This is a genomic window from Ruegeria sp. B11 (genome assembly GCF_056539785.1).
The window spans coordinates 1,499,786-1,522,506 of sequence record NZ_JBQFVO010000001.1 but is presented as its reverse complement, the minus strand read 5'-3'; the positions used below and the strand labels follow the sequence as shown (position 1 = coordinate 1,522,506).

The window sequence follows — 22,721 nt, the reverse complement described above, 5'->3', positions numbered from 1 at the left end:
AAACAGGAGAACACCATGTCCCTGCATCAGATTTCCAGCTTCGCCGCTGGTACTTGGGTCGCGCCTGGAGAAGGCGCACGCACCATCGCATCCGCCATCACCGGCGCACCATTTGCCAGCGCTGGCAATGCCGCGCTCGACGTACAGGCGATGCTTGACTATGCGCGTAATACCGGTGGCCCCACGCTGCGCAAGTTAACGTTCCACGACCGTGCTCGGATGCTCAAGGCGTTGGCGCAAGAGCTTTCGGCGCATAAACAAGCCCTTTACGACCTGAGTTTCGAAACCGGAGCTACGCAGAAGGACCACCTGATCGATATCGATGGTGGCATCGGCACGATGTTTGTCTTTGCCTCAAAAGGCCGGCGCGAGATGCCGGATGCGCAGGTTTATCTGGACGGCGAAATCGAGCAGTTGTCACGCAATGGCACCTTTTTGGGGCAGCATATCTGCACGCCCCTGCAAGGGGTCGCGGTTCATATCAACGCCTTCAACTTCCCGGTCTGGGGGATGCTGGAAAAGCTGGCCCCGACGCTGCTGGCTGGCGTGCCTGCAATCGTCAAGCCGGCTACCAACAGTTGCTACGTCACCGAACTGGCAGTGCGGATCATGCTGGATAGCGGCATCCTGCCTGCCGGTGCGCTACAGCTGGTCTCGGGCGGGTTGGGCGACATGCTCGATCACTTGGATTGTCAGGATGTGGTCAGCTTCACAGGCTCGGCGAACACCGCGTTGAAGCTGCGGCAGACGCCTGCGATCTTGCAGAACTCGGTCCGGTTTGTGGCCGAGCAGGACAGCTTGAACGCTTCCATCCTCGGGCCCGATGCCACGCCCGGCACGCCCGAATTTGACCTGTTCGTCAAGGAAGTCTCGCGCGAGATGACCACAAAGGCGGGCCAGAAATGCACTGCCATCCGACGCATCATCGCGCCCCAGCCGCAGGTCGACGCCATAATTGCCGCGCTGTCTGACCGATTGGCAAGGATCACCATCGGCGACCCCCGTTCCGACACCACTCACATGGGCGCGCTGGTGTCGAACGGGCAGAAAGCCGACGTTCTGGAAAAGGCAGCTCTGATCGGGCAAGAGGCTGAACGGGTTTATGGCAACCCCGACGCGTTCGACCTGCACGGCCCTGAAACCGGCGCATTCGTTCCCCCGATGCTGTTTTACTGTGCTGACCCCGACAAAGCGCAGCGCGTGCACGATACCGAGGCCTTCGGCCCAGTTTCGACCCTCATGGGCTACTGCGATCTGGATCATGCGGTGGCACTTGCCAATCGCGGGCAGGGATCTCTGGTCACGTCGCTGATCACTCACGACACAAACGTCGCGCACAACGTAGTGATGGGGGCCGCAGCCTATAACGGGCGGATTTACATCAACGACCGCGACTCGATGGCTGAATCGACCGGCCACGGATCTCCGCTGCCCCATATGGTGCATGGTGGGCCGGGCCGTGCGGGCGGCGGTGAGGAAATGGGCGGCGTGCGCGGTGTGAAACACTATATGCAGCGCACGGCCATTCAGGGCTCCCCGCGCATGCTCAGTGGTATCAGCACCAAATGGGTGCCCGGAGCGCCCGAAATCCAAGGTCCGGCCCATCCGTTCACCCGTAAATTTGGTGAGTTGCAGGTCGGAGAGACGCTGCACACAGCCCCGCGCACTGTCACGCTGGAGGATATCGAACACTTCGCCAATTTCACCGGCGATACCTTTTATGCGCATATGGACGAGGACGCGGCGGCGCGAAATCCGTTCTTCCCCGGTCGGGTAGCGCATGGCTATCTGTTGCTCAGTTTTGCGGCGGGCCTATTTGTTGAACCGAACGAGGGGCCGGTGCTGGCCAATACCGGACTGGATGGGCTGCGGTTCATGAAGCCCGTTGTTGCTGGCGACAGCATCAAGGTGCGCCTGACGGTAAAGCAGAAAACCCCACGCAATGAAGATTATGGCGAGGTCCGCTGGAACGTTTCCCTGACCAATCAGGATAATGAGCCGGTCGCAGAATACGAGCTTTTGACCATGAACGCCCGCTGAGCCGCTGTACTACCTGTTTTTCTTATTGGGCCTAATGGGTTAAACTGGTCCCATGACCAAACAACGCTCGTGGTTCGAAACGGCTGTGGCCGAACTGGCGGACCCGCAAGACCAGCGGGTCTGGTCGATTATCGTCTCGCTGTTTGGTGACATGGCACAAGAGCCCGGCGCGCAAATCTCGGGCGGTGTTCTGACCCGGATAATTGAGCCGATGGGCATCAAACCCGAAGCGATCCGCGTCGCTCTGCACCGGCTGCGCAAGGACGGCTGGATTGAAAGTGACCGGATTGGACGCGTCTCGCGCCATGTCCTCTCGGAATTCGGCCGGACGCAATCCGCCGCCGTCACGCCGCGCATATATGCGCGCGGTCCTTCGCCCATTGAAAATTGGCATCTTCTAATCGCCGAGGATGGATCGGGCACACAAGTGCTTGAAGACGTGATGCTCAGCGATGACTATATCCCTATTGGGCGCAACGTAGCGATGGGTGCGGGTCCCGTTCCAGATCAGTCGGACGGTTTGCTGGCCTTGGACATCTCTCCGCACGCAGCCCCCAAGTGGGTGCAGGATCGGTTGTGTCCACCCGAATTGCGTGCCTCTTGCAAGGCTCTTCTGGGCGCGGTCGAACGCGCGGCGAAGTCCCGCCCCGAAGGCTGGGCGCCTACACCCTTGCAGAGCGCAACACTGCGCACCCTGCTGGTGCATCGGTGGCGGCGCGTCGTGCTACGCCAGCCGGACTTACCTTTGGCTTTTTATCCTGTGGATTGGGCTGGCCCTGCTTGTCGCGATAGCGTGTTCGGGCTGCTTGATTTGCTGCCACGACCCTCTGCTGATGTGTTGAGCGGTACGAGTTGACCGCTGAGCGGTCTGTTCAACCATATTATCAGTGCGGCGCACATACCGGGTGCTGGGAGCTTTTCTGACCAAGTCATACCAATTTACACACCAATAATTAGGTTGCGGTTATCTGCCTGCCAATTCAGCCGTTCAGAAAACGCATGGTGCAATCGGGCCCCGGGCAATACCATCGCCTGAGCAAACCTACCGGAGATCCGTGATGTCGATTTTGCTAACGATTGTCTTGTTGCTGATGTCCCTATTGCTGGGGATGCACATCTGGACTCGTCGCCTAACGCGGCAGGGCACCGAAATGGTGCCGCAACTGGGGCGGATCGTGCCCGTTCACGGTGGCGGCATTCACTATGTCGAAAAAGGCGACCCTTCCAACCCGACAATTGTCATGATCCATGGCCTATCAGGCCAATTGCAGCATTTTACGTATGCATTGGTGGATGATCTTGCTCAGGATTATCACGTTCTCGCGGTTGACCGTCCGGGCTGTGGCTATTCCACGCGCGATGCTGCCCAGTTGGCGGAATTGCCCGAACAAGCCCGAATGATCCACGAGTTTCTGGAAATAAAGAACGTCGATCAAGCCACACTGGTCGGTCATTCTCTAGGTGGCGCCGTGTCTCTTGCGATGGCACTGGATTATCCCGACAACACGGCGGCGTTGGCGCTTCTGGCCCCCTTGACGCAACAAATGCCGGAACCGCCCGCCGTTTTCAAACCACTTGAAATCCGTACCGAGTGGCTGCGCAACCTTATTGGCAATACAATCGCCGTCCCGATGGCCCGAAAAACCGCACCCCTCGTGCTGAAAGACGTCTTCGCACCCGAGCCCGCGCCCTCAGACTTCCTGAACCGTGCTGGGGGTGCCCTTGGTCTTCGCCCCTCGGCCTTTATCACCGCCTCACAGGATGTTGTTGGGGTAGAGGCCAGCATGGGTGCCCTGACTTCACGCTATAACGACCTGCGCGTGCCCGGAGGCATCCTGTTCGGCACAGAGGACCCGATCCTGTCCGCCGAGCTACACGGTGCTACAATGACGAAATTCGGCCTGACCTTTGAGGTCCTGGAACACCGGGGTCACATGATACTCATCACAGAACCCGAAATCTGCGCGCGTTTCATCCGCCAGATCGCCGAGAATTCCCGCACCCGGCTGGCAGAGCAGGATGCGCATTGAACAACGCAATAAAGAATCTCGGCAGGCACGCTTTTCCCTCTTGACCCTCCCCGGCCCCTCGCTTAAATCGCCTCACACTCGTGGCGGAGTAGCTCAGTTGGTTAGAGCAGCGGAATCATAATCCGCGTGTCGGGGGTTCAAGTCCCTCCTCCGCTACCAAATCACCAACATAAAACATTGAAAAAATGTAAAAAATATTATTCTTGAGTTTCTACCATCACCCTTACCACTATTTGTCCGATATTCAGCAGCATTTGATCAGTGGAGCTCGAGATTCTCATCTGGCTAGTAAGATTCGAAAACCGCTATAGGACTTCCCCAGAGAGTGGCGGTCGCTAGCTGTCCAGCTTGAACTATATGCCCCTATCCGATTAGAGGTTTTCTGGATACGACCGATGGAATTCAGCTACGCTGAAAAGTCACAAATAACTATGTCCGACTAATCCGCTTTGTCCAAAACCCATCTTCCGTTTGGCTTCAAAATTGCATTGGTGTTTTGCAGAGCACTTGATAGCTGTTGACGATCGCAACTCCTTTTCATTTTCTCGGATACCCTTATCCTCAAAAGGTCGAAACTGCACCCGCCTTCGGCCTCCGCTACAGCCTCCTCCAATGTCTCTTTCAATGCCGCCGGAAGTGATGTTCTTCTATCGTCGTTCCAATGCGAAAGATAGACATTCCGCCCACTGCTTACTCGAAGCTCCGAGGAAAGTGAGAGCAAGCTAAACAAAGCCTCCGGATCCATCGTGGGGAGCCCGGGTAGGTATTTATCAATTTCAGATATGTGTATTCCATGATTCAAGGAATTAAGAGTATTGCAGGCATAACTAGCTAACCGCGGTTGGTCGTTTCTCTGTGCCTGTGCCATCCTATACCCGACAGCTTCTATAACGCGCAGATGGTAGTGAACCCGGTCACTAGCCACATCTAACTTGAGAATTCGGTGCTTTGAGGCTGCAATGACCCCATTCAGGTCGCCGAACTCAGCCAGCAGACGTTTTGCCAATGGCTTAATGTCGATCCTCGGAATTGCTTTGAAAAGTAGCAGCTCTGAAAGCTCATATTCCGGCATTGGATCGTGACCGCCTTTGAGAAAGCGTTGCCGCAGTCGCTCGCGATGCCCCCAATTGTGAGGCCGGTTAGCCCCGTCGTCGTCTTTAATCAGGCCACCACCAGCAGCATTCTTTCGTGAAAGTCGGTCTCGATACACGTATGACGGCGGGTGTGCAGGTTCGGTTATGGCGTTAGGTGGTGGGCTGCGTGCGTACAACTCATCCAATCCCTTCAATTCTTCCTCTGAAAATCCGTTGTGATCGTCATACTTGACCAGCTTGCCGAACCTTTTTCTATCTCAGCCTATTACCTCTTTTAAATTGTCCAGTATTGCCGACTTTTTCATGGTTACCGCTTGATGCACCAGCCCATGGCCCATGCCCACAAGTTGGTTAACGAGTGGTAAAAGCTTATTATTTGTTGCGAACACGTGGTTGAATTCATCATGTTCGTTCGAACTGATGCAGCCAGACTTAGGTGAAGATAAACTCGTCCGTCAAAAGGAGTGTCTTTGTGTAGTGCCGACCGCGAGGCTCAAGTGCTGAAGGGCGCGTAGGAGTGTTAGCGGCTCGGTCAGCAAATCCGATGTGGAGTTTGCGGCGCTTAGGTCTACTGAGCAAGAAAAACACTGCGGCACGCGTGCCGACAAGGTCACTAGGTATCGCGACCAGTTCAGTTCTTGTCCGAGAATGCTGAGCCATTCTCTACTCCAATTGTCTGAGCATGCAGGACAATAACTCAATCGGTATTCGGTCGCAGCAAAATTTCCTGTTGCTAAAAGAAACGGCAAATTGGTGCTCAATGAGTGCATCTCAAAAACCTCCTTTGAGTCTTATTTGTTCCCTTCTTGTTCTTTCTTTTTTGGGTATTATGACACCTCAATGGCATCGATATAGGGGCAGAACATGGAAGCGCACACGAAACAATTCAGAAGTCAGAACAGAGGGCGAATGTACGTTTAGCAATATGGAAAAAGCACACTTTAGAAAGCAAAGGCCCCGCCTAAGCGGGGCCGTTACAGATAGGTCGAGAACAACACAGCAAGCCGCTCTTTGTTGCGTTGAGACGTAAACGGCGTCCTCTGCATGGCTTCGTGAATTTGCGCCACAAAGCTTAGGTCCAATCTGCCGATGATACCGCCTCGATTGAGTGCATCGTCGATTTCGAGCTCGTCGATTTCGCTCAAGGTAAGGCGGGGTCCGCTCATGGCCGAGAGTCGTGCAGCGTGGGTTTCATTCGACGAAAGAAGCGTTTAGCCTCCTCTATATGAAAAAAATTGTCCAACTGGCTTTGGTCTCATTCGCTGTGGCCACGGGCACCGGTGCAAAATCCGGGTGTCTGAGAACGAACCCAGTTTATGTGGCGTTTCTATCTTTGCATTGAAAGTGGTGGGTTTCCATTGCTTCACGTCTTCCTGGAACCAGTGCGGTACAAGCCGCCAGCGGGCCGTAGAGCTAATAAGTCGGTCGTCATGGATGGAACGCTATATCCAACATTTAAGTTGGCTTGAGTTTCAGCTCATGGACAGGTCTTGGGCGTTTGGATCGCGCTCAGTTGGGATAGGAACGCCGTTCACGTTCCAGTTCTGCAGGGCATAGAGTTCCGCCCATGTCATTTCAGGTCTGCCGAAGCGTCCACACATTCGGATAGCATAGCGGAGCGGAGAAACACTTAGTAAACATTTTTGTTAATTCAAGCCAAGAAACTAGTTTGGCGAGTCCTCACGCTATTCCACCAAGCTTTGCGTGGAAATCAAACAGAATGGCGACCCCGGGAGGATTGGGCCACCATTCTCACTCAGCAGGATAGCCGTTTCTGGGGGGGGGGCAAGACCCCTGCCTCTTCTGCAACCTGAATCTCGTTTTGATCCAGTGTACCATCGCCATTGGCGTCCATGGCAGAAAAAGTCTCTGCATCAACGTTCGGGGCAACAGCCTGCACCTCTTCGATGGTCAGTACACCATCTCCGTTAGCGTCTGCAGATTGTGCGGTGACCAAAGTGGGTAATGCAAAGGCGACTGCTGCAAGAACTGCGACTTGTTTGGTTTTCATTGTATTCGCTCCTAAGCAAGAATTGAGCATTTCTGTCCTGACACGGACTAGAAATATGCTTGTGCACGCAGCGTCGCCCGTCATACGTGAATCGTAAGTGTATGCGCCAATCTCCGCGTGTTTTCTTGAGTCGCTCGCACAAAGATCTGCGGGGCAAAAAATCCCCTAATATGGCTAGGTAATTAATGCCCGAGCTGAACCGTGTAACATGGCAATGCTCCGCTCAAAGCCTCTGACATGTTTGGTTTCGCGAGTGGTGGTCTTCAATAATGCTGAAAACCATCAGGAATGTTGAGATCGAATATCATTTAGTGGACAAAGCGGCCTTTGACTGCTGCTGTGCCAAAAGCCGCATCCATGATACGTTTACTGTTTTCCTCCTATTAGAACGCGCGACTTAGTTTCTCCAGCATGTTGTCAGCTATTTGATCAAACAAACTTAGTTTCTAGGGCGCGGGGCAATGGAAAGATGTCGTGAAAAATGAACTGGAAAATGTCCTTCCAAAGTTCAGATATTGAACGACGTACTTTTGAGTTAATTGCCCAGGTTCCTTGCAAAAAGAACATGATTGGTTGCTCAGACCCGATTGCCTGCGTCAAGCACTATTTGTGACGTCTGACCGCGCGTTCAACGGCTTGGATTGATTGACGAATATCCTCGGATGTTGTGCGGTGATTGACCAAGGCTGCACGTAGACACGCCTTGCCTTTGATGACGGTTGTTGAGAATACGGCATCACCAGAAAGCTGAAGCTCGGCTGCGATTTTGTTCACGTCTCCATAGGCAATGTAGAAACAGCAAATATTAGAAGTGACGGGAAACGAAAGGTCCAAAACATCAGATGCCTCGACCAGCTCAGCCATCAATGCAGTCTGCTTGCAGTTGTTCGTAATGGACGCAGAGAAGGCCTGTGTTCCGATCGATTTAATCGCGGCCCAGACCTTAAGGGCGCGAAATCCGCGCGAAAGCTCCAGCCCATAGTCGCAGAACCACAGATCGCCTCCTCCAAGCCCTTCATTTTGTTGTTCAAGGTAGCTAGGGCGTGACGTAAACGTGTCGAAATGCAGGGAGCGATCGTAGATCATGCAGGCTCCGCAGTCATAAGGAACGGACATCCATTTGTGAAAATCACATGAGATCGAATTTGCCCGTTCCATCCCGTCAACAAGCTGTGCCCAAGGATGATCCGCGAGTCGTGTCCAAAATCCAAAGGCGGCATCCACATGAAGCCAGATATTTTGGTCTACACAAAAATCCGCAATCTCGTTTAAACTATCAAACGAACCTGTGTTGACCGAACCCGCTGTGCCAATCACGGCCAAAGGAACGCGATCAATGGACTTGTCTTTTGCAACAGCGCGTTTCAATGATGCAATATCCATCCTCATGTCATCGTCTGTGTCGACAACATGAATTGCATCTGTCCCGTAGCCCATCGATTCAAGCGCCTTACCGATACACGAGTGCGTACCGCGGCGCACGTAGACAGCTACGCTTGGCAGCGCTCGAATACCGGTCTTTCTAACGTCATGACCAAATTGCTTGTTTCGCGCCGCCGTCAGCGCTAAGATCGTCGCTTGCGACGTACCAGTCGTTAGAATGGCAGATGCACTCTCGGGCAATCCAGAAACGCCAAGCAGCCAATCCAGCGTGACCCGCTCGACTTCGATGGCCCCGTGATCGCGGCCGCCGCAGTTGCTGTTCATCGTGGCTGCAACCAATTCTGCCCCAACGGAAACCGGCAGTCCGGCCCCATGCACCCAACCGAAGAACCGTGGATGCGTGTTGCCGGTCGCGTAGGGCATGATGTCATCAGCCAACTGAGCGAACGTTTGCTTAATACCAACACCAACGGCCTCTCGCGTCAGGGACAAGCGACCGGCAAACCCGTCAGGCTTAGGTTGCCAAGGCAAGTCCCTCGCGCATTTCATTCGAGCTATGCATTGATCCATTAACTTGTGCAAATGATGGCTAAAATCATCCCAGTCTTTCGGATCCAAATGGTTGCCTTCAGAAGTCATAGCAAAGCCTTTTTTGATGGGCGATTGTCGATAGCATTAGAACATCGCAGATCTGCGATACAAGCCGCGTTAGGTTTGCGGTCTTCAGATGGGGCGGGTCAATTGAGACCTGCCGCCGATCTTACTGAGATCATCCGCTTTGCTATGAGGCGCAGAGCTAACGAAAGCCGACTTTGGTTCAGTCTGTAGGAACAGTAACTCTGGGCTCAAACCAGCCATCTGACATATTAGGTTGGAAATTAACGCGGTTCTAACGGTTTGATGCCTGCCTCGCGGACAAGCCATCGTTTCGCTACGCCTGCTCAAAGGCCCACTTCATTAAAATGCGCCAGCGCTAGAAAGTCGTTTCTGCCAGTGAGTGAAGGCAACGGGTATGTCTATACTACAAAGAGAAGGAACCCCAGTTCTTGAGCAGGAAGCCTTCATTTACCGACTCACGCACTACCAGTGGTTTGGATTATCTAGTGGACCAACGCATCGAGAAGTGCCTTTGAGTGGGGTGAATTGATCTGCTGTCAGGGATTGACCAAGCCATCCCTCCGGATACTGGAGTGGCAAAGGCGGCTGAGCATCGGCTTCTGTAATGTGAGCGAAGCCCACCTTCGAATAGAAGTTGTTTTCCCCGTAGGTCAAAGCAACATCAACCCCACTGTCTCTTAGAGCTTGAAGCGCGTGACCAATCAGGCGTTGCCCAAGCCCTTTACCCTGCCGATCGGTTGAGACCGCGACTGGCGCCAGAATGAATACCGTTCGATCATCTTCCGGATATGTCATCCGTGTGAAGATGATGCTGGCCAAGACGTCCCCGTTCTCAACCGCAGAGAACACGAGCATGTCGTTAGTGGTCAGCGAAGACAGCATTTCGGTGACCAACGCCTTTATCAGTCCGCCAGCTTTGGGTCCTTCCGATGCGGAGAATGTGTCCAAAAACATCGAGATAATGTCATCAGTTATTTCATTGTATTCAGTTGTGATTTCCATGGTCTTTCACTGCGGATCAGTTTATCTTTGGTTGAACCCCAGTCCAGTCCGACAATGGAACGAATGTCGGGTATGCGGGACAAAGCTGCCTTTTGCTGGTGCAGCGTCATTTGCCTTATTGAAGCGAGATTGCCAATGACAGTCTTCACAGCGCCGGAGTATCACTGCGCAAGCCTGCATCAATAAATCGTGAATAGAGTCACTGCGATCTAAGGCTGGCGCAGACATCATCGCGTGCCGCTCCCAGATATTGCTCGTGTTGTTGCGTCCCTAAAACGCCATCGCTCAGGTTGCATGCTGCCTTGGTGCTCAGAACATCCCAAATACGCACTATTCCGTCTTCACCGGAACTTGCAAACTGCTGCCCATCTGGATGATTTGCTAGACGCCAGATGGCTCCTGCATGTGCATTTGGAATGCGGCCAATCAATTTTCCAAAGCTCAGGTCCCAGACATGTTGCCCACCGCTTCTGTCGGATGCTACTAGGCTGGCGCCATCGTGCAAAAAAAGGAGGTCCGTGGCTCCGCGGGCATGGCCTGTGAAGTTCTGCAGTCGCATTCCATCTTCCAGACGCCAGACTGACACTGTTTCGTCGCTGTCCGCAGCGGCCAGCAGTGATCCATCGGGGTTGAAGGCCACTGACCAAACGAGATTATCCGATACCTTCAAAGTCAGGGGCATTGCAGTCTGGTCAGTTGGCCAAACGAGCACTTCACCCATGCTTGTGGAAACCGCTATTCTAGATGAATCAGCGTGCATGGTTGCTCTGGTAACACTACCGTAGTCGTGCGCAAAGCGACGCAGTGTTTCAGCGGTTGAAACATCAATCAGATGCGCACCACCTTCCGCACCAGCTAGAAGGCTACTTCCATTTGATGTGAAAGATAGCGACCAGATTGCTTCGCCGAGCGCAGGAAATCTAATTTGAGCGCCCAAAAAGTCAGGCGACGAAATTACGATCTGCCCTTTGCGGTCCGCGGTCGCCAACTGCCTGTAGACCCCTTATTTTCTTATCTCAGACACAATTCAAACACGCTGCACCGATACAAGCAGGTGAGGCGCGTCGTGATGGGATTAGCGATTTCAATGAGGGGGTACGAGTTTGACGCGTCGTAACTCCAGCCTGTGGGGCTACCCTCTAGGAAATTGAATCTTTGGTGCGATAGCTTAAGATCGTCAAGAAGTGCGAGAAATCACATGCTCTCAATTAACCCGCGTGGGCCATTATAGACAGAACTTGGTGGAAAAATGCTGACGCGTTTGTTGTTGATTCTGGCGATTCTTTTGCCCGCGCCACTCGCTGCAAATCCTATAGCAGCGGACGAACTAAACACGTTTCGCAAAAGCCAAGGGCTTCAAGGGTTAGTCTATAGTCGGAAGTTGGAGAAAGCCGCCAAGTCTCATGCTGAGGACATGGTGAAGAAGGGGTTCTTTTCGCATACCGGCTCCAATGGGTCTGACGTGGACCAAAGGGTGCGCAAGGCAGGCTACGAATGGTGTTTTGTGGCTGAGAACATCGCCAAGGGGCAGAAAGGTTTGGACGCTGTGATGTCAGCTTGGGCGCAATCGCGGGGGCATCGTGCTAATATGCTGTCACGCAAGGCCGAAGAGTTCGCGCTGTACGAGGCGGCGGATCGCATCTGGGTGATGGTTCTAGCCGCCCCGTGTCGGTAGTATTTGGGAGATAGCCTTGTTTTCTCGCTTAAATATGCAGCAACAAAACTGCAAAGCGTCACCAGCTTCAAACCACTGACTACATCCAACGAAACGCGATGATTTTAGTATCGTCCGACAGGCCTTTCATCCACCGAACTTCTTGGACATGGGCATTAAGTTGCTCTTCGGTCAGTACCGGCTCCACCCATGTGTAGTGTACCTTCGATTCTAATGAATGCACTTCGAGCTTCTGTAGTCGGTTAGTTAGATTAGGCATATGAACCTCCATTGCCTTTGAGTTCGGCTAACAAATTCGGATCGTGCGCTGAAATGAACGCATCAAGCGCTTCTCCGCACGCTTCAAGCGTCGGAGTATCCAACTGTTGATAGAATGGGTCACCATTTCCCGAACGTGTCTGAACCGATTCCAAGTGAACACGCTGCCGGAAGTCGGATTCAGCCTCATCATCAATTCGATTTACGCGTGCCAATCCAAGCTGTGGTAAGGTTTTCAAGGTATCTGTTCGTTAACATCTTCTTCATCGCTCTGGGGGACTCATGGGGACAAAATCAACTGGATTGTGGCGGACAATTATGGACAACTGTAGACAATAACTATTCGGGGAAAAATATATAGAGCTCGGTATTTACAAACTAAATTGGGGTAGGGTTGGATAATTGTGGACGGCCATAGACTGTAGAGACTTACAGCGAAATCAGTAGGTGAACGGAATCATAATCCGCGTGTCGGGGGTTCAAGTCCCTCCTCCGCTACCAGAACTTCCCAAACAAGTGCTAAGGCCCTGTTAGCGGCGTTTCCATTTGGATCGCGCCCTCGGGTTCCGTGCGAATTCAGACCAAGCACTGCAGTTCTTTGCGCTTCGTTGCTCTGAGGCCGCGAAGCAAGTTCTACCGCAACGTAAAAGGTTAGTTCCGGGCATGAACCGCGTGATTATGGTACTAAATCCGAGAAAATCAAATAAACCGAACGATCGGTCGAAAATGTAGTTGAATACGAACGCAGACCGGGCCAGTCTTTGATCGCGCCGTGTCCGGGGATTCCCCGATTTACTACTGGCATCGCATTTCGTCTGAGGAGGCACGATCATATGACCCAAGTCATCGGGTATGAGAAAGTGGGCGATATCGCCGTTTTGTCGGCTGAGAACCCACCCGTTAACGCGCTGGGCGTGGATGTGCGCCGGGGTTTGTTGTCGGCGATCGAACGCGCCGAAACAGAGGGCGCGCGCGCGGTTTTGATCTATGGTGAGGGGCGGACTTATTTCGCAGGCGCAGACATTCGCGAGTTTGGCAAGCCGCCACAGGATCCGTGGCTGCCCGCACTCTGTGATCGGATTGAGGCGTCACCCTTGCTGGTGGTTTCTGCGTTGCATGGAACTGCGCTTGGTGGTGGGCTTGAGGTTGCTTTATCCTGTCATTATCGCGTTGCCGTGCCGTCTGCGAAGGTGGGGTTGCCCGAGGTTAATCTTGGTATCATTCCTGGCGCTGGCGGCACCCAGCGCTTGCCGCGTGTTGCCGGAGTCGAGGCTGCATTGGACATGATCACGACGGGGCGGCACGTCCGAGCTCCAGAAGCGCTTGAGATGGGTGTGCTGGACAGAGTTCAGGATGGTGATCCGCGCGAGATCGGCCTGGCCTATGTCAGAGAGCTGCTTGCAACTGATGCAGCTCGGCGCCCTGTTTGCGATATGGCCCGGCCCGCCCCAATCGATTTTGATGCGGCCTATAACGCGGTGCTGAAGAAGGGCCGGGGCCAACTGTCGCCTGCGATTGCAGTGCGGGCAATACAAGCCAGTTGCGAGGCCGAGGATTTTGCATCCGGTTTGGCTCGCGAACGGGAATTGTTCATGGACCTGATGGCCTCGGATCAGCGCAAAGGGTTGATCCACGCATTCTTTGCGGAACGTGCGGTTGCAAAATTGCCCGAGTTGAATGGGGTCGAGCCGCGGGACCTGCAACAGGTCGGCGTCATCGGCGGCGGCACGATGGGCGCTGGGATTGCCACCTCAGTTCTGCTGGCGGGGCTTCCTGTCGTGCTGCTTGAGATGTCACACGAGGCAGCGCGGTCCGCTAAAGATCGTATCGCGGCAAATCTGGCGGGCGCCGTGAGGCGCGGAAAGCTGAGCCAGGACAAACATGATGATATTCTGCAGAACCGGCTGACCCTGGCCACGGACTATGACGCACTGAGTGGCGTCGATCTGGTGATCGAAGCCGTGTTCGAGGACATGGCAGTGAAGAAAAAGGTTTTTGCGCAACTGGATGCGGTCTGCAAAAGCGGTGCGGTATTGGCGACCAATACCTCATACCTTGATATCAACGAAATTGCCGGATCGACCGAAAGGTCACGGGATGTCATCGGTCTGCATTTCTTCTCCCCAGCACATGTGATGAAACTGCTTGAGATCGTGGTGGCGGATCACACCGCGCCCGAAGTTGTGGCAACGGGTTTCGCGTTGGGCAAGAGGTTGGGCAAGGTGGCCGTTCGGGCAGGTGTGTGCGACGGGTTCATAGGTAATCGGATTTTGGGCACATATCGGAACTGTGCTGATCACATGGTGCTGGATGGGGCGAGCCCATTCCAGATCGATGCTGCGCTGACCGGGTTTGGATTTGCGATGGGCCCCTATGCAGTGTCAGACTTGGCCGGATTGGACATTGGCTGGGCGGCGCGCAAGCGGAAACGGGCCGCAGGCCAGGATCCACGCGTTCGCGACAGTTTCTATGCCGACAAGCTGTGCGAGGCCGGACATTTCGGCCAGAAAACCGGCAAAGGCTATTACATATATGAAAATGGCAAGCGGGGTGGAGAGCCGAACCCCGAGCTGACATCATTGATCGAAGCCGAGCGTGCGGCTCAGAACATAACTCCACGCGCGTTTACGGATGAGGAGATCATACGTCGCTATATGGTCGCGATGGTGAATGAGGCGGCGAAGGTGGTAGGCGACGGCATCGCGCGTAGACCGCTGGATGTGGACGTTACGCTGCTCTATGGCTACGGTTTTCCGCGCTACTGGGGTGGGCCGCTGAAATGGGCAGATTTGCAAGGTTTGCCGGGCGTATTGAACGATATCCGCAAGTGGGCTGAAGAAGATGCCTATTTCTGGCAACCTGCACCCCTGCTCGAACAACTGGTGGCCGAGAACCGCTGCTTTGATGATCTCAACAAAGATGCCTGAAGTCTCGGGGCAAAGGCTCCCGTGCCTGCGCAACATTGGCTGCGCCAATATTGCTAGCCGCCTTGGGCCCGGCATCGCGCAAAGCGCAATGCCGGGCCCAACAGGAGGAGGCGTTTCGTAAGAAATGTAGACGACTGGCGGGAGGGTTTGTTGTTAACCCAGTGCACCTTCGGCAGCAGTCCGCACAGCGCGAATATTGTCGCCATAGACTGACGGGTTTGAAACTGACCCGCCTTTAAAAACTGCTGATCCGGCGACCAACACGTCAGCGCCTGCAGCGGCCACCAGAGGCGCTGTTTTGGGATCAACACCGCCGTCGATTTCGATATGCACCGGCCGGTCGCCGATCATCTCGCGCAAACGTTGCACTTTTGCGGTCATGTCGATGAATTTTTGCCCCCCGAAGCCGGGGTTGACGGTCATGACGCACACCAGATCAGTCAGGTCCAACAGATGTTCGACGGCCTCGGCGGGCGTCCCGGGATTCAACGCGATCCCTGCTTTCATTCCCGCAGCGCGTATCGCCTGCAGCGTGCGGTGCGAATGCGGCCCCGCTTCGACGTGCGCGGTCAGCACATCAGCGCCCGCATCGGCATAGGCTTGAATATAAGGATCGACCGGAGTGATCATCAAATGCACATCCATGACGGTCTTAACATGTGGGCGAAACGCTTTGACCGCTGGGGGACCAAAAGTGAGGTTTGGGACAAAGTGGCCGTCCATCACGTCCACATGAACCCAATCCGCCCCTTGCGCTTCGATGGCCTGAATCTCCTGTCCGAAATTTGCGAAATCGGCTGACAGGATCGAGGGAGCGATCTTGATGGAACGGTCAAAGCTCATGACTGGCCTCATGTGGGTGTGCTGTTGCGGTGGCGTATACCCTCGACTCGCGTCAATGCATAGGCCTGACTGCGGTGAATCTGATCGATAGATTCAATATACAAACCCGCCAGTTCAAAGCCTGCTCAGGCGCGATAGAAAAGATATCGATCTGGCGCGATGGTCTCGGGGCCTTCAATCTGAGCAAAACCCGTCAACGGTTGCCCTGAAATCAACAACCCACCGGGTCGCATGACCTGTTTGATCAGAGGGCTGAGGCGCGCCGCTTCCGCAACATCTTCGGACTTGATCCCGCGGCCGAAATCGTAGTGCGCCAGCGCGATTGTTTGGCCTGCGTCCGCCAGTTTACGCAACATCGGCTCAGCCTCACCCTGTAGGAAATCCTGTGCCGGTGGCGTGCTGTCGGGATGACACTGCAAGACGCGATCCATCACCCATATACGCCGAGAGGGCAGGATCTCACGCAGATGATCATAGGTACGTCCGTTACCTAGCCCCAGGTCCAGAACGTCCCCTTCCATGGTGCCGATCTGTGCGACGGCCCAGTTTAGCCCATCGCGTTGCGCCGTCAGGCGGCGCAGCATGGAATCCAGTCGGCTCATTCGGGCTCTCCTTGCGAGTTCAGTTGCGTGGTGCGGTCCAGGGTGTGCCCGGTCCATCAAGCAGCCTGAGCAACAGATCCTGTGTAAACGTCCAGATGTCCTGATCATGGACTAGATGATGCGTCAACACCCCAAATGCTTCGGCATCGTCTGCGCGACCGGTGCGTCGGTCATGCAGCAGCTCAACTGTCTGTGCGATCAGTCTGTCAGGGTCGATCAAACCGCGCGTCCCGCGCCAGTCGATTGGATCGAGATGTGTGTTTATCTGCGCGAGGCCGGGCGCCGCGAGCGGTATCTTTCGGGGGGTCGCCGTCGACAGTATCCGATAGCCCAGCCCGTGAAGCTGCATGGCAACTTTGGAGTCGATCCGATTCCACGGGGGCACAAACATCGGACGCAAGTTGTCACCGAACAAACCTCGCAGCCGGGACAATCCAGCCTCGGCATCTGCAACTACCGCTTCAAGGGGCCGGTGCAGGCGAAATTCGGCTTTCTTCTCGTCTGCAGGCGCGTGGTTCTGATGCGCCCAGCCATGCACAACCGGGATCAAAACAGATTGATCTGACACATACTCTGCAAGTGCCGCTTGCGCATCACGCGGGATCACAGCCAGATGGACGGGTAGGCCAAGCGTGCCCGACATGGCGGATAGCTTTTCAAGCTGCGGTGTCACCGCAACTGCATCGTCATCACGCCACCACAAGGGCAGGGTCAATCCTGCGTCCTGCCACTGCTGCAACTCGGATTGCAATGTGTGCCAATCAGGCCTCATCGGCTAGCCTCGTACAAGCTCTCTGCAATTTCCACCGACCGGCGTGCACCATCAAACCCGTTGGTCATAGGGGGGCGTTCAGCACCCGAAATGACATGCTCCAGCGCATTGGCCAGCGAGCCGGCGGTCAGGTCAGAACTGTTAAGCACCTCGATCCCGTTCAACTGCGAAAGAGATCGCGCGCGCAAAGATTGCTCAACCTCTTTGCCATCATCGAAGGGGATCAGAACCGCCGGGGTACCGCTTTGCAGCAGGTCCATGGCCGTGTTGTAACCGCACATGCTGACCGAAGCGGCGGCAAGCGGCAGCATTTGGCGAAAATCAGGGCGGACGGTTTCAAGAAGAACCGATGAACCCTCGGCCATTTGCGAAAGCTCGGCGATCCGCGCATTGGCATCCTGCCCGCCCACCAACAGGCGCCAGCGCCTGTTGGGCATCTTTCGGGCGGCCTCGATGGCCGCTTGAAAGATCGGCTGGCCGACCGACCCGCCACCCGCGCTGACCAATATCTCGCCCTGGCCTATGCCATCCGGATGACTTGGCGCAGCACTTGGGGCCACGAAACCGGTGTAATGCAGGCGCGATGCCAGTTGATCCGAGACAGGCCAACTGATTTCAAGTTCGGTGATCTTGGGGTCGGAATGGACCAGAACGCCGTCGTAAAACTCTGCGATAACCTCATCCGTTTGAGTTACCTTTGCGGGCTTCGATGGCGGCGCAAGAATGTCACGGATCGAACCAAGGATGACGGGTGGCCGAGGTAGGTCTCGTGCGGCTTTCAATGCAGATTTGAACTCCGCGGCCAAAGAGCGCCGCCCGAACGGATAAAGCTCGGTGATCAGAACCTGCGGCCCGAAGCTGCTTACCGCCTGCGTCAAGGCGTTTGTGCGCGCAGCGAAGTAGGCCAAGTCGGCCACAGCGCCATTCTGATCAAGCAGGCGGGTGAAATCGGTGCCATCAGACCGCAGCGGCGGTAAATTCAGTAATGATAATCCACGTGTGCCAAGCTGAGGCGCAGGCATGCCACCCGAGACCACAAACACCTCGTGGTCCTGTTCGGCGAACGCGCGCCCCAATGTAAGGGCCCGGCTAAGGTGTCCGGTCCCTAACAGATGGGTAACAACGATCATCACCTTCATGGTCAAACCTCACGCGCAATCAATCGAACGGGTTCGGGTTCAGGCCGCATTTCGTCCAGGTTTACGATAAACAGTCTGTTACGCTTGATCTTAAACGGTGCGGGTCCGGCAAAATTCCAGCCCCAGGCCTTGGCCAATATTACCCTCATGATTCCGATGTGGCAGACAGCAAGATTGTCTCCCCGCAACTCGGTCAACCATGGATTAAGCCTTGCCCATAATTCAGCCGGGCTTTCACCGCCCGGTGGCCGATAATCCCAGCCCCAGTCTTCGATGTGGCGGTAACCGCTATCGGGTGTCTCGATCAGCTCAGCACCGCGCTGTCCCTCCCATTCGCCCCAATTCATCTCGGTCAGCGCCTGAGATGTTTTGGGCGCTTTATCCGATACCAACTGCGCTGTTTCAGACGCGCGGCTTAGCGGGCTGGACCAGATTGATGCTGCGTTCCACGGCGATGGCAGGCAATACCCCGCAAGTTCAGCCCGCGCGTCGGTATCCAACGGGATGTCGCTGCGCCCCTGAATGCGACCCGCGCGATTCCAATCCGTGTGTCCATGGCGCAGAAGGGCGAGACGGGTCATCAACTTTTCTCCAACAAGGGGCGCACAGTGGTCCAGAACCGCTCGGTGGCGGATGGCATCAGATGGCGGTGCGCGACATAGGCGCGGGCACGATTGCCCTCAGACTGGCTCAGGTCGGGATGGTCCAGAAACCTCTGTATACGCGCGGCCAACCCTTTGGCACCCGATCCGGTATCGGGATGATCGGAAGGTATCAGCACATCACGAACACCGGGGCGATCTTGCGCTGCGACGGGAACGCCGCAGGCCTGGGCCTCAAGATAGACCATACCATAGGCTTCGTTGACCCCAGGCCAAACGAACAAGGACGCTTGGCTGTACCGGGCCCGCAACGCGTCCCGATCCAGCTGACCCAGAAACCGGACACGAGGTCCGAACCGCGCCATCAGCGCCTCGACTTCCAATCGGGCCGGGCCATCGCCTACCACGTCCAACGCCCAATCCCCTGTCAGATGTTCCAGCGTGTCGGCCAGAATGGCGTACGAGGCCTGCTTGTCCCCCGGCCGCATCATGCCCACGGTCAGCATCGGCCCATCACGGGTCGAAACAGGGGGTAATTCCGTGATGGGAAGAAACGGAGGCAGCTCGACGAGCGCCTGCGTACCGAACCTTTCCCGTTCTAACGTGATCAGATCGTTGGCAGTGTGGTAAAAAATCACCTCCGCAGAATCGCACGCGTCGTGCGCCGCTTGCGCAAAATCAGCCCATGGGCCTGCAAGCCGGCTGGTGGCGCGGGTACTTTCCAGCTGCACATACGGGATGTCTCTTGCGCGGCTCACGGCCGGGCCGAGCAGGTCGGGGGCCTTGTAGTAGTTGTGATAAGTCACCCACAGGTTCGTGTCAGAGGGCAGTTCCTCAGCCAGTCGTGCAGCCTCGGCATTTGCCTTGCGGCGGAATTCGTCCTGAAGCGCGCGGTCGCCTGCTTTGTCGTAAATCCGCAAATGCGAGGCCAAGTCGACAATGTCTCCCTGAGCGCCGAGGGCCTGCATCAGGTTGCGGGCCATTTCGCGATCACCCGAGGGCTTGGGACTGTCGGGGGACTTCATCGGTGCATAGAAAGCCACCCGCGCCATCAGGGTCCGTCCGCGCACAAGGCGCTGAGCCGCTCGGACAAGCGACGTATGCCCGGGTCCATCCGGAAGTCGGCGATCAACCGGTCATACGCGGCCTCAGCCATCTCGGCCGTTCTGGTCGGGTTCTGGGCGAGATCCGCAATAGCCGAGGCCAGAGAGGTCGGGTCATCTGCTGACAACTGACCGTGAACACCGGAATCAATGAACTCCGGGATGGCTGACACCGGCGTTGACAGGATCGGGAGGCGCTGGGACGCGGCTTCCATCAAAACATTGGGTAAACCATCGCGGTCGCCGTCGGCAGCAATTCTGCTGGGTAGGACAAACAGATCAGAGCGGCGCATCTCGGCAATGACTTCCGGTTGATCGCAAGCCCCCATCCACGTGATCCGATCGGAAATCCCTGCGGCATCGGCTTGTGCGCTCAACTCATCGCCCAGGTTTCCGCCGCCGATATGGGTCCAATGCCAATTCAGCGATCTGGGGAGCAGCGCGAAAGCTTGGAGAAGCCGGTCAAAGCCCTTCTTTTCGACAAGACGCCCGACCGACAGCATGTGAAAGGGTGCATCCGCTGCACGCGAACACTGCTGGGGAGGTGCAGGAAACCGCGACAGGTCCAGCCCATGATAGATCAGTTCTACCCGCGCAGGATCATCAGCCAGTTCGCGCAGATGTGCGGCACCAATGGCGGTACAGGTTGCCCCGAAGATGGCGCCGTGAGAGGCCAGTTGCAGCTTTTCCCGCTTTTCCCAGTCTGGTGAGGTCCAGATATCTTTGGCATGCGCCGAAAAACTCCAGGGCAGGCTGCGCATGATAGACGCATAGCGGGCGACCGAAGACGGAGTGTGCATGAAATGCGCATACAGCGCCCGCGTTTGATCGGGCAGCTCAGCGGCCAATACGCAGGCCTGACCAAACCGGCGAATTCGGTTGTGAGTCGGGTCTCGGTGAAGGTCTTGCCGCCAGACCTGGTAAGCTTGCGCGTATCCGGGCAGACGAGCTGCAATGTCTCGCGCAGTCGCCAGCCGCTCAGGCTCTTCATAAAGGTATTCCGGCAGGTAATGCACCTGCCCCTTGAAGCGATCGTGCAGAGGATGGCGCTTGGTATCGGTCGGATGGCGCAACGACCAGATATCGAAGCTGTGCCCTGCCTCCTGCAAGGCCACCAATTCTTGCGCGATGAACGTCTCGGACAGGCGCGGCCAGCCTTTGACCAGCACCGCCAGCTTGGGGGGTTCGCGCGTCATCCGGTGGCGCGCTCTTGTTCCGCGCCTAGCAGCGCGTTTATACGATGAGTGACGTAGCTTAGCCCGTCCAACAACCCTGCGCGAATGGCCTGCGAAGGCAGCGGCTGATGGGGCAAGGCGCGGATCGCGCGGATCATTGCATCCGCCGTCAGACCGTCACGGTTTTCATCCAGCATGCGTACCAGACCCAGATCCTCGGCGCGCGAGGCACGAATCCATTGCTCCAGCCGCGGCGTCGTGCGCGGAACAATGACGGCGCGTTTGTCGAAGGACAAAACCTCGCAGAAGGTATTGTACCCGCCCATGCAGACCACACCAGCAGCGCCCGCGAACAGCGTTTCGATCTGCGATTCAAAGCCAACGGCGGTCACACGGCCATTTAGGGCGGCGACACGGGTTTCAAAATCTTCGCGTAGTTCGCCTGACAGGAAGGGCCCATAGACCAGCACAGCGCGGGGTGACAGATCCGGGTCTTTTTCATATGCGGACAGCACCAAATTGACCATCGCCTTGCCATCGCCGCCACCACCGGGGGTGATCAGGATATACGGTTGTTCTGGTGGCTCACCAACCGGCCCAAGATCGCGACGTAGATACCCTGTCCAATGAATGCGCTGTTGCGTCGCCGGGCTGAGGGGAAGGCCTTGTGTAGGATCGTAGACCGATCGCAACCCATATACCCAGATCTCATCATAGAATCGTTCAGTCGCCGAGATCGCGTCCTTACGCTCCCATTCGGCGGCCAGTACTTCGGGCTCATCCAGAACGTCGCGCAGGCCCAGAACCAATTTGGTTGAGCAGGAGTTTTCAAGATACTCAAGCGTCGGCAGCAGCTCACCGCGAAAACCGGTAGGCTCTTTGTCGACGATCAGCACATCGGGGTCGAACTGTTCGACAGATGTCTGGATCAGGCTTGCGCGCAACTCGGTCACATCATCGATGCCCATGCCGATGGTCTGCGAAGCATACGAGCCGTCGGCGCGTTTGGTGACCCCGGGTAGACGGACATGGTCAACGCGACGCGGAAAAGTAAACCGTCCGGCAATGGGTGAACCGGTCAATATGAGGGCCGAAGCGCGTTGATCGGCTTGTGTTATGGCCGCAGCCAGCGCGCGTGACCGGCGCAGGTGACCCAGGCCGAACGTGTCGTGACTATATAGCAGGATGCGCGGTGCGCGGCCGTGATTTTCGTTTTTGATCCCTAGGCTCATGCCTTCGCCTGTTTCGGTTCCGGTGCAACTCCGCGCGTCTGCACCTGATTATCGTAATTCTGCCAGACCTTCTTGCCAAAGGCACAGATTCCGCCGTCCAAATGCGCCAAACATTGCGAATTGGCAACAGCATAATGCCACCGCCGGCAACAGGCGCACCTTGCGATATGCAGGCCGATGGTTCTTCATGCACAAGCCAATTCCGAGACCGGACG

19 protein-coding genes and 1 tRNA gene are annotated in these 22,721 nt (G+C 55.8%); 6 read left to right on the top strand and 14 right to left on the bottom strand.

Features of this window, described 5'->3' with window-relative positions; all coding sequences use genetic code 11:
• Positions 1-15: 15 nt before the first annotated feature.
• The 4 genes from paaZ to ACR0I1_RS07605 all read left to right on the top strand — a co-directional run bounded on the left by paaZ (position 16) and on the right by ACR0I1_RS07605 (position 4,229).
• Positions 16-2,040 (top strand): phenylacetic acid degradation bifunctional protein PaaZ, encoded by a 2,025-nt coding sequence (gene paaZ, locus ACR0I1_RS07620; RefSeq protein ID WP_480705705.1) that lies wholly within the window; start codon positions 16-18, stop codon positions 2,038-2,040.
• A gap of 52 nt (positions 2,041-2,092) precedes the next feature.
• The gene (locus ACR0I1_RS07615; protein ID WP_480705703.1) at positions 2,093-2,896 is read left to right on the top strand and encodes a PaaX family transcriptional regulator C-terminal domain-containing protein; all 804 of its coding nucleotides are present in this window, start codon (positions 2,093-2,095) and stop codon (positions 2,894-2,896) included.
• Positions 2,897-3,098: 202 nt separating this feature from the next.
• Positions 3,099-4,070 carry an alpha/beta fold hydrolase gene (locus ACR0I1_RS07610; protein WP_480705701.1) on the top strand — a complete coding sequence of 324 codons (972 nt, stop codon included), beginning with the start codon at positions 3,099-3,101 and terminating at the stop codon, positions 4,068-4,070.
• 82 nt (positions 4,071-4,152) lie between these two features.
• Positions 4,153-4,229 (top strand) — tRNA-Met (locus ACR0I1_RS07605).
• 280 nt (positions 4,230-4,509) lie between these two features.
• Here ACR0I1_RS07605 and ACR0I1_RS07600 read toward each other — a convergent pair.
• From ACR0I1_RS07600 to ACR0I1_RS07575, 6 genes are all read right to left on the bottom strand, one after another.
• Positions 4,510-5,280: a JAB domain-containing protein gene (locus tag ACR0I1_RS07600; protein ID WP_480705699.1), complete on the bottom strand. Its 771-nt coding sequence runs from the start codon at positions 5,278-5,280 to the stop codon at positions 4,510-4,512.
• An 858-nt stretch (positions 5,281-6,138) separates the two neighbouring features.
• Positions 6,139-6,330 carry a hypothetical protein gene (locus ACR0I1_RS07595; protein WP_170799676.1) on the bottom strand — a complete coding sequence of 64 codons (192 nt, stop codon included), beginning with the start codon at positions 6,328-6,330 and terminating at the stop codon, positions 6,139-6,141.
• A 590-nt stretch (positions 6,331-6,920) separates the two neighbouring features.
• Complete coding sequence (locus ACR0I1_RS07590) at positions 6,921-7,175, bottom strand: EF-hand domain-containing protein (RefSeq protein WP_480705697.1); 255 nt, start codon at positions 7,173-7,175, stop codon at positions 6,921-6,923.
• 603 nt (positions 7,176-7,778) lie between these two features.
• A complete protein-coding gene (locus tag ACR0I1_RS07585; protein ID WP_480705695.1) occupies positions 7,779-9,050 on the bottom strand; it encodes a pyridoxal phosphate-dependent decarboxylase family protein in 1,272 nt (423 codons plus the stop codon).
• Positions 9,051-9,638: 588 nt separating this feature from the next.
• Positions 9,639-10,178 carry a GNAT family N-acetyltransferase gene (locus ACR0I1_RS07580; RefSeq protein ID WP_170799680.1) on the bottom strand — a complete coding sequence of 180 codons (540 nt, stop codon included), beginning with the start codon at positions 10,176-10,178 and terminating at the stop codon, positions 9,639-9,641.
• 199 nt (positions 10,179-10,377) lie between these two features.
• Positions 10,378-11,166, bottom strand: a complete 789-nt coding sequence (locus ACR0I1_RS07575) for a WD40 repeat domain-containing protein (protein WP_480705693.1) — start codon at positions 11,164-11,166, stop codon at positions 10,378-10,380.
• A 261-nt stretch (positions 11,167-11,427) separates the two neighbouring features.
• Here ACR0I1_RS07575 and ACR0I1_RS07570 point away from each other — a divergent pair, with 261 nt between their 5' ends.
• Positions 11,428-11,853 carry a CAP domain-containing protein gene (locus ACR0I1_RS07570; protein ID WP_480438842.1) on the top strand — a complete coding sequence of 142 codons (426 nt, stop codon included), beginning with the start codon at positions 11,428-11,430 and terminating at the stop codon, positions 11,851-11,853.
• Between the two features lie 1,091 nt (positions 11,854-12,944).
• Positions 12,945-15,038 carry a 3-hydroxyacyl-CoA dehydrogenase NAD-binding domain-containing protein gene (locus tag ACR0I1_RS07565; RefSeq protein WP_170636480.1) on the top strand — a complete coding sequence of 698 codons (2,094 nt, stop codon included), beginning with the start codon at positions 12,945-12,947 and terminating at the stop codon, positions 15,036-15,038.
• Between the two features lie 153 nt (positions 15,039-15,191).
• On the opposite strand, the gene rpe is transcribed toward ACR0I1_RS07565, so the two are convergent.
• From rpe to ACR0I1_RS07525, 8 genes are all read right to left on the bottom strand, one after another.
• Complete coding sequence (gene rpe, locus ACR0I1_RS07560) at positions 15,192-15,881, bottom strand: ribulose-phosphate 3-epimerase (protein ID WP_170511244.1); 690 nt, start codon at positions 15,879-15,881, stop codon at positions 15,192-15,194.
• 125 nt (positions 15,882-16,006) lie between these two features.
• Entirely contained in the window at positions 16,007-16,483 is a 477-nt protein-coding gene (locus tag ACR0I1_RS07555) for a class I SAM-dependent methyltransferase (protein ID WP_480705691.1), read from the bottom strand.
• A gap of 19 nt (positions 16,484-16,502) precedes the next feature.
• Positions 16,503-17,255 carry a polysaccharide deacetylase family protein gene (locus ACR0I1_RS07550; protein WP_480705689.1) on the bottom strand — a complete coding sequence of 251 codons (753 nt, stop codon included), beginning with the start codon at positions 17,253-17,255 and terminating at the stop codon, positions 16,503-16,505.
• Positions 17,252-18,394: a glycosyltransferase family protein gene (locus ACR0I1_RS07545; protein ID WP_480705687.1), complete on the bottom strand. Its 1,143-nt coding sequence runs from the start codon at positions 18,392-18,394 to the stop codon at positions 17,252-17,254. The genes ACR0I1_RS07550 and ACR0I1_RS07545 overlap by 4 nt, the downstream gene beginning before the upstream one ends.
• 2 nt (positions 18,395-18,396) lie before the next feature.
• The gene (locus tag ACR0I1_RS07540) at positions 18,397-18,975 is read right to left on the bottom strand and encodes a histidine phosphatase family protein (protein WP_170404636.1); all 579 of its coding nucleotides are present in this window, start codon (positions 18,973-18,975) and stop codon (positions 18,397-18,399) included.
• Positions 18,975-20,048, bottom strand: a complete 1,074-nt coding sequence (locus ACR0I1_RS07535) for a glycosyltransferase (RefSeq protein ID WP_170404633.1) — start codon at positions 20,046-20,048, stop codon at positions 18,975-18,977. Before ACR0I1_RS07535 ends, ACR0I1_RS07540 begins: the two co-directional genes overlap by 1 nt.
• A complete protein-coding gene (locus tag ACR0I1_RS07530) occupies positions 20,048-21,295 on the bottom strand; it encodes a glycosyltransferase (protein ID WP_480705685.1) in 1,248 nt (415 codons plus the stop codon). The genes ACR0I1_RS07535 and ACR0I1_RS07530 overlap by 1 nt, the downstream gene beginning before the upstream one ends.
• The gene (locus tag ACR0I1_RS07525; RefSeq protein ID WP_170424455.1) at positions 21,292-22,506 is read right to left on the bottom strand and encodes a hypothetical protein; all 1,215 of its coding nucleotides are present in this window, start codon (positions 22,504-22,506) and stop codon (positions 21,292-21,294) included. The genes ACR0I1_RS07530 and ACR0I1_RS07525 overlap by 4 nt, the downstream gene beginning before the upstream one ends.
• Between the last annotated feature and the right edge of the window lie 215 nt (positions 22,507-22,721).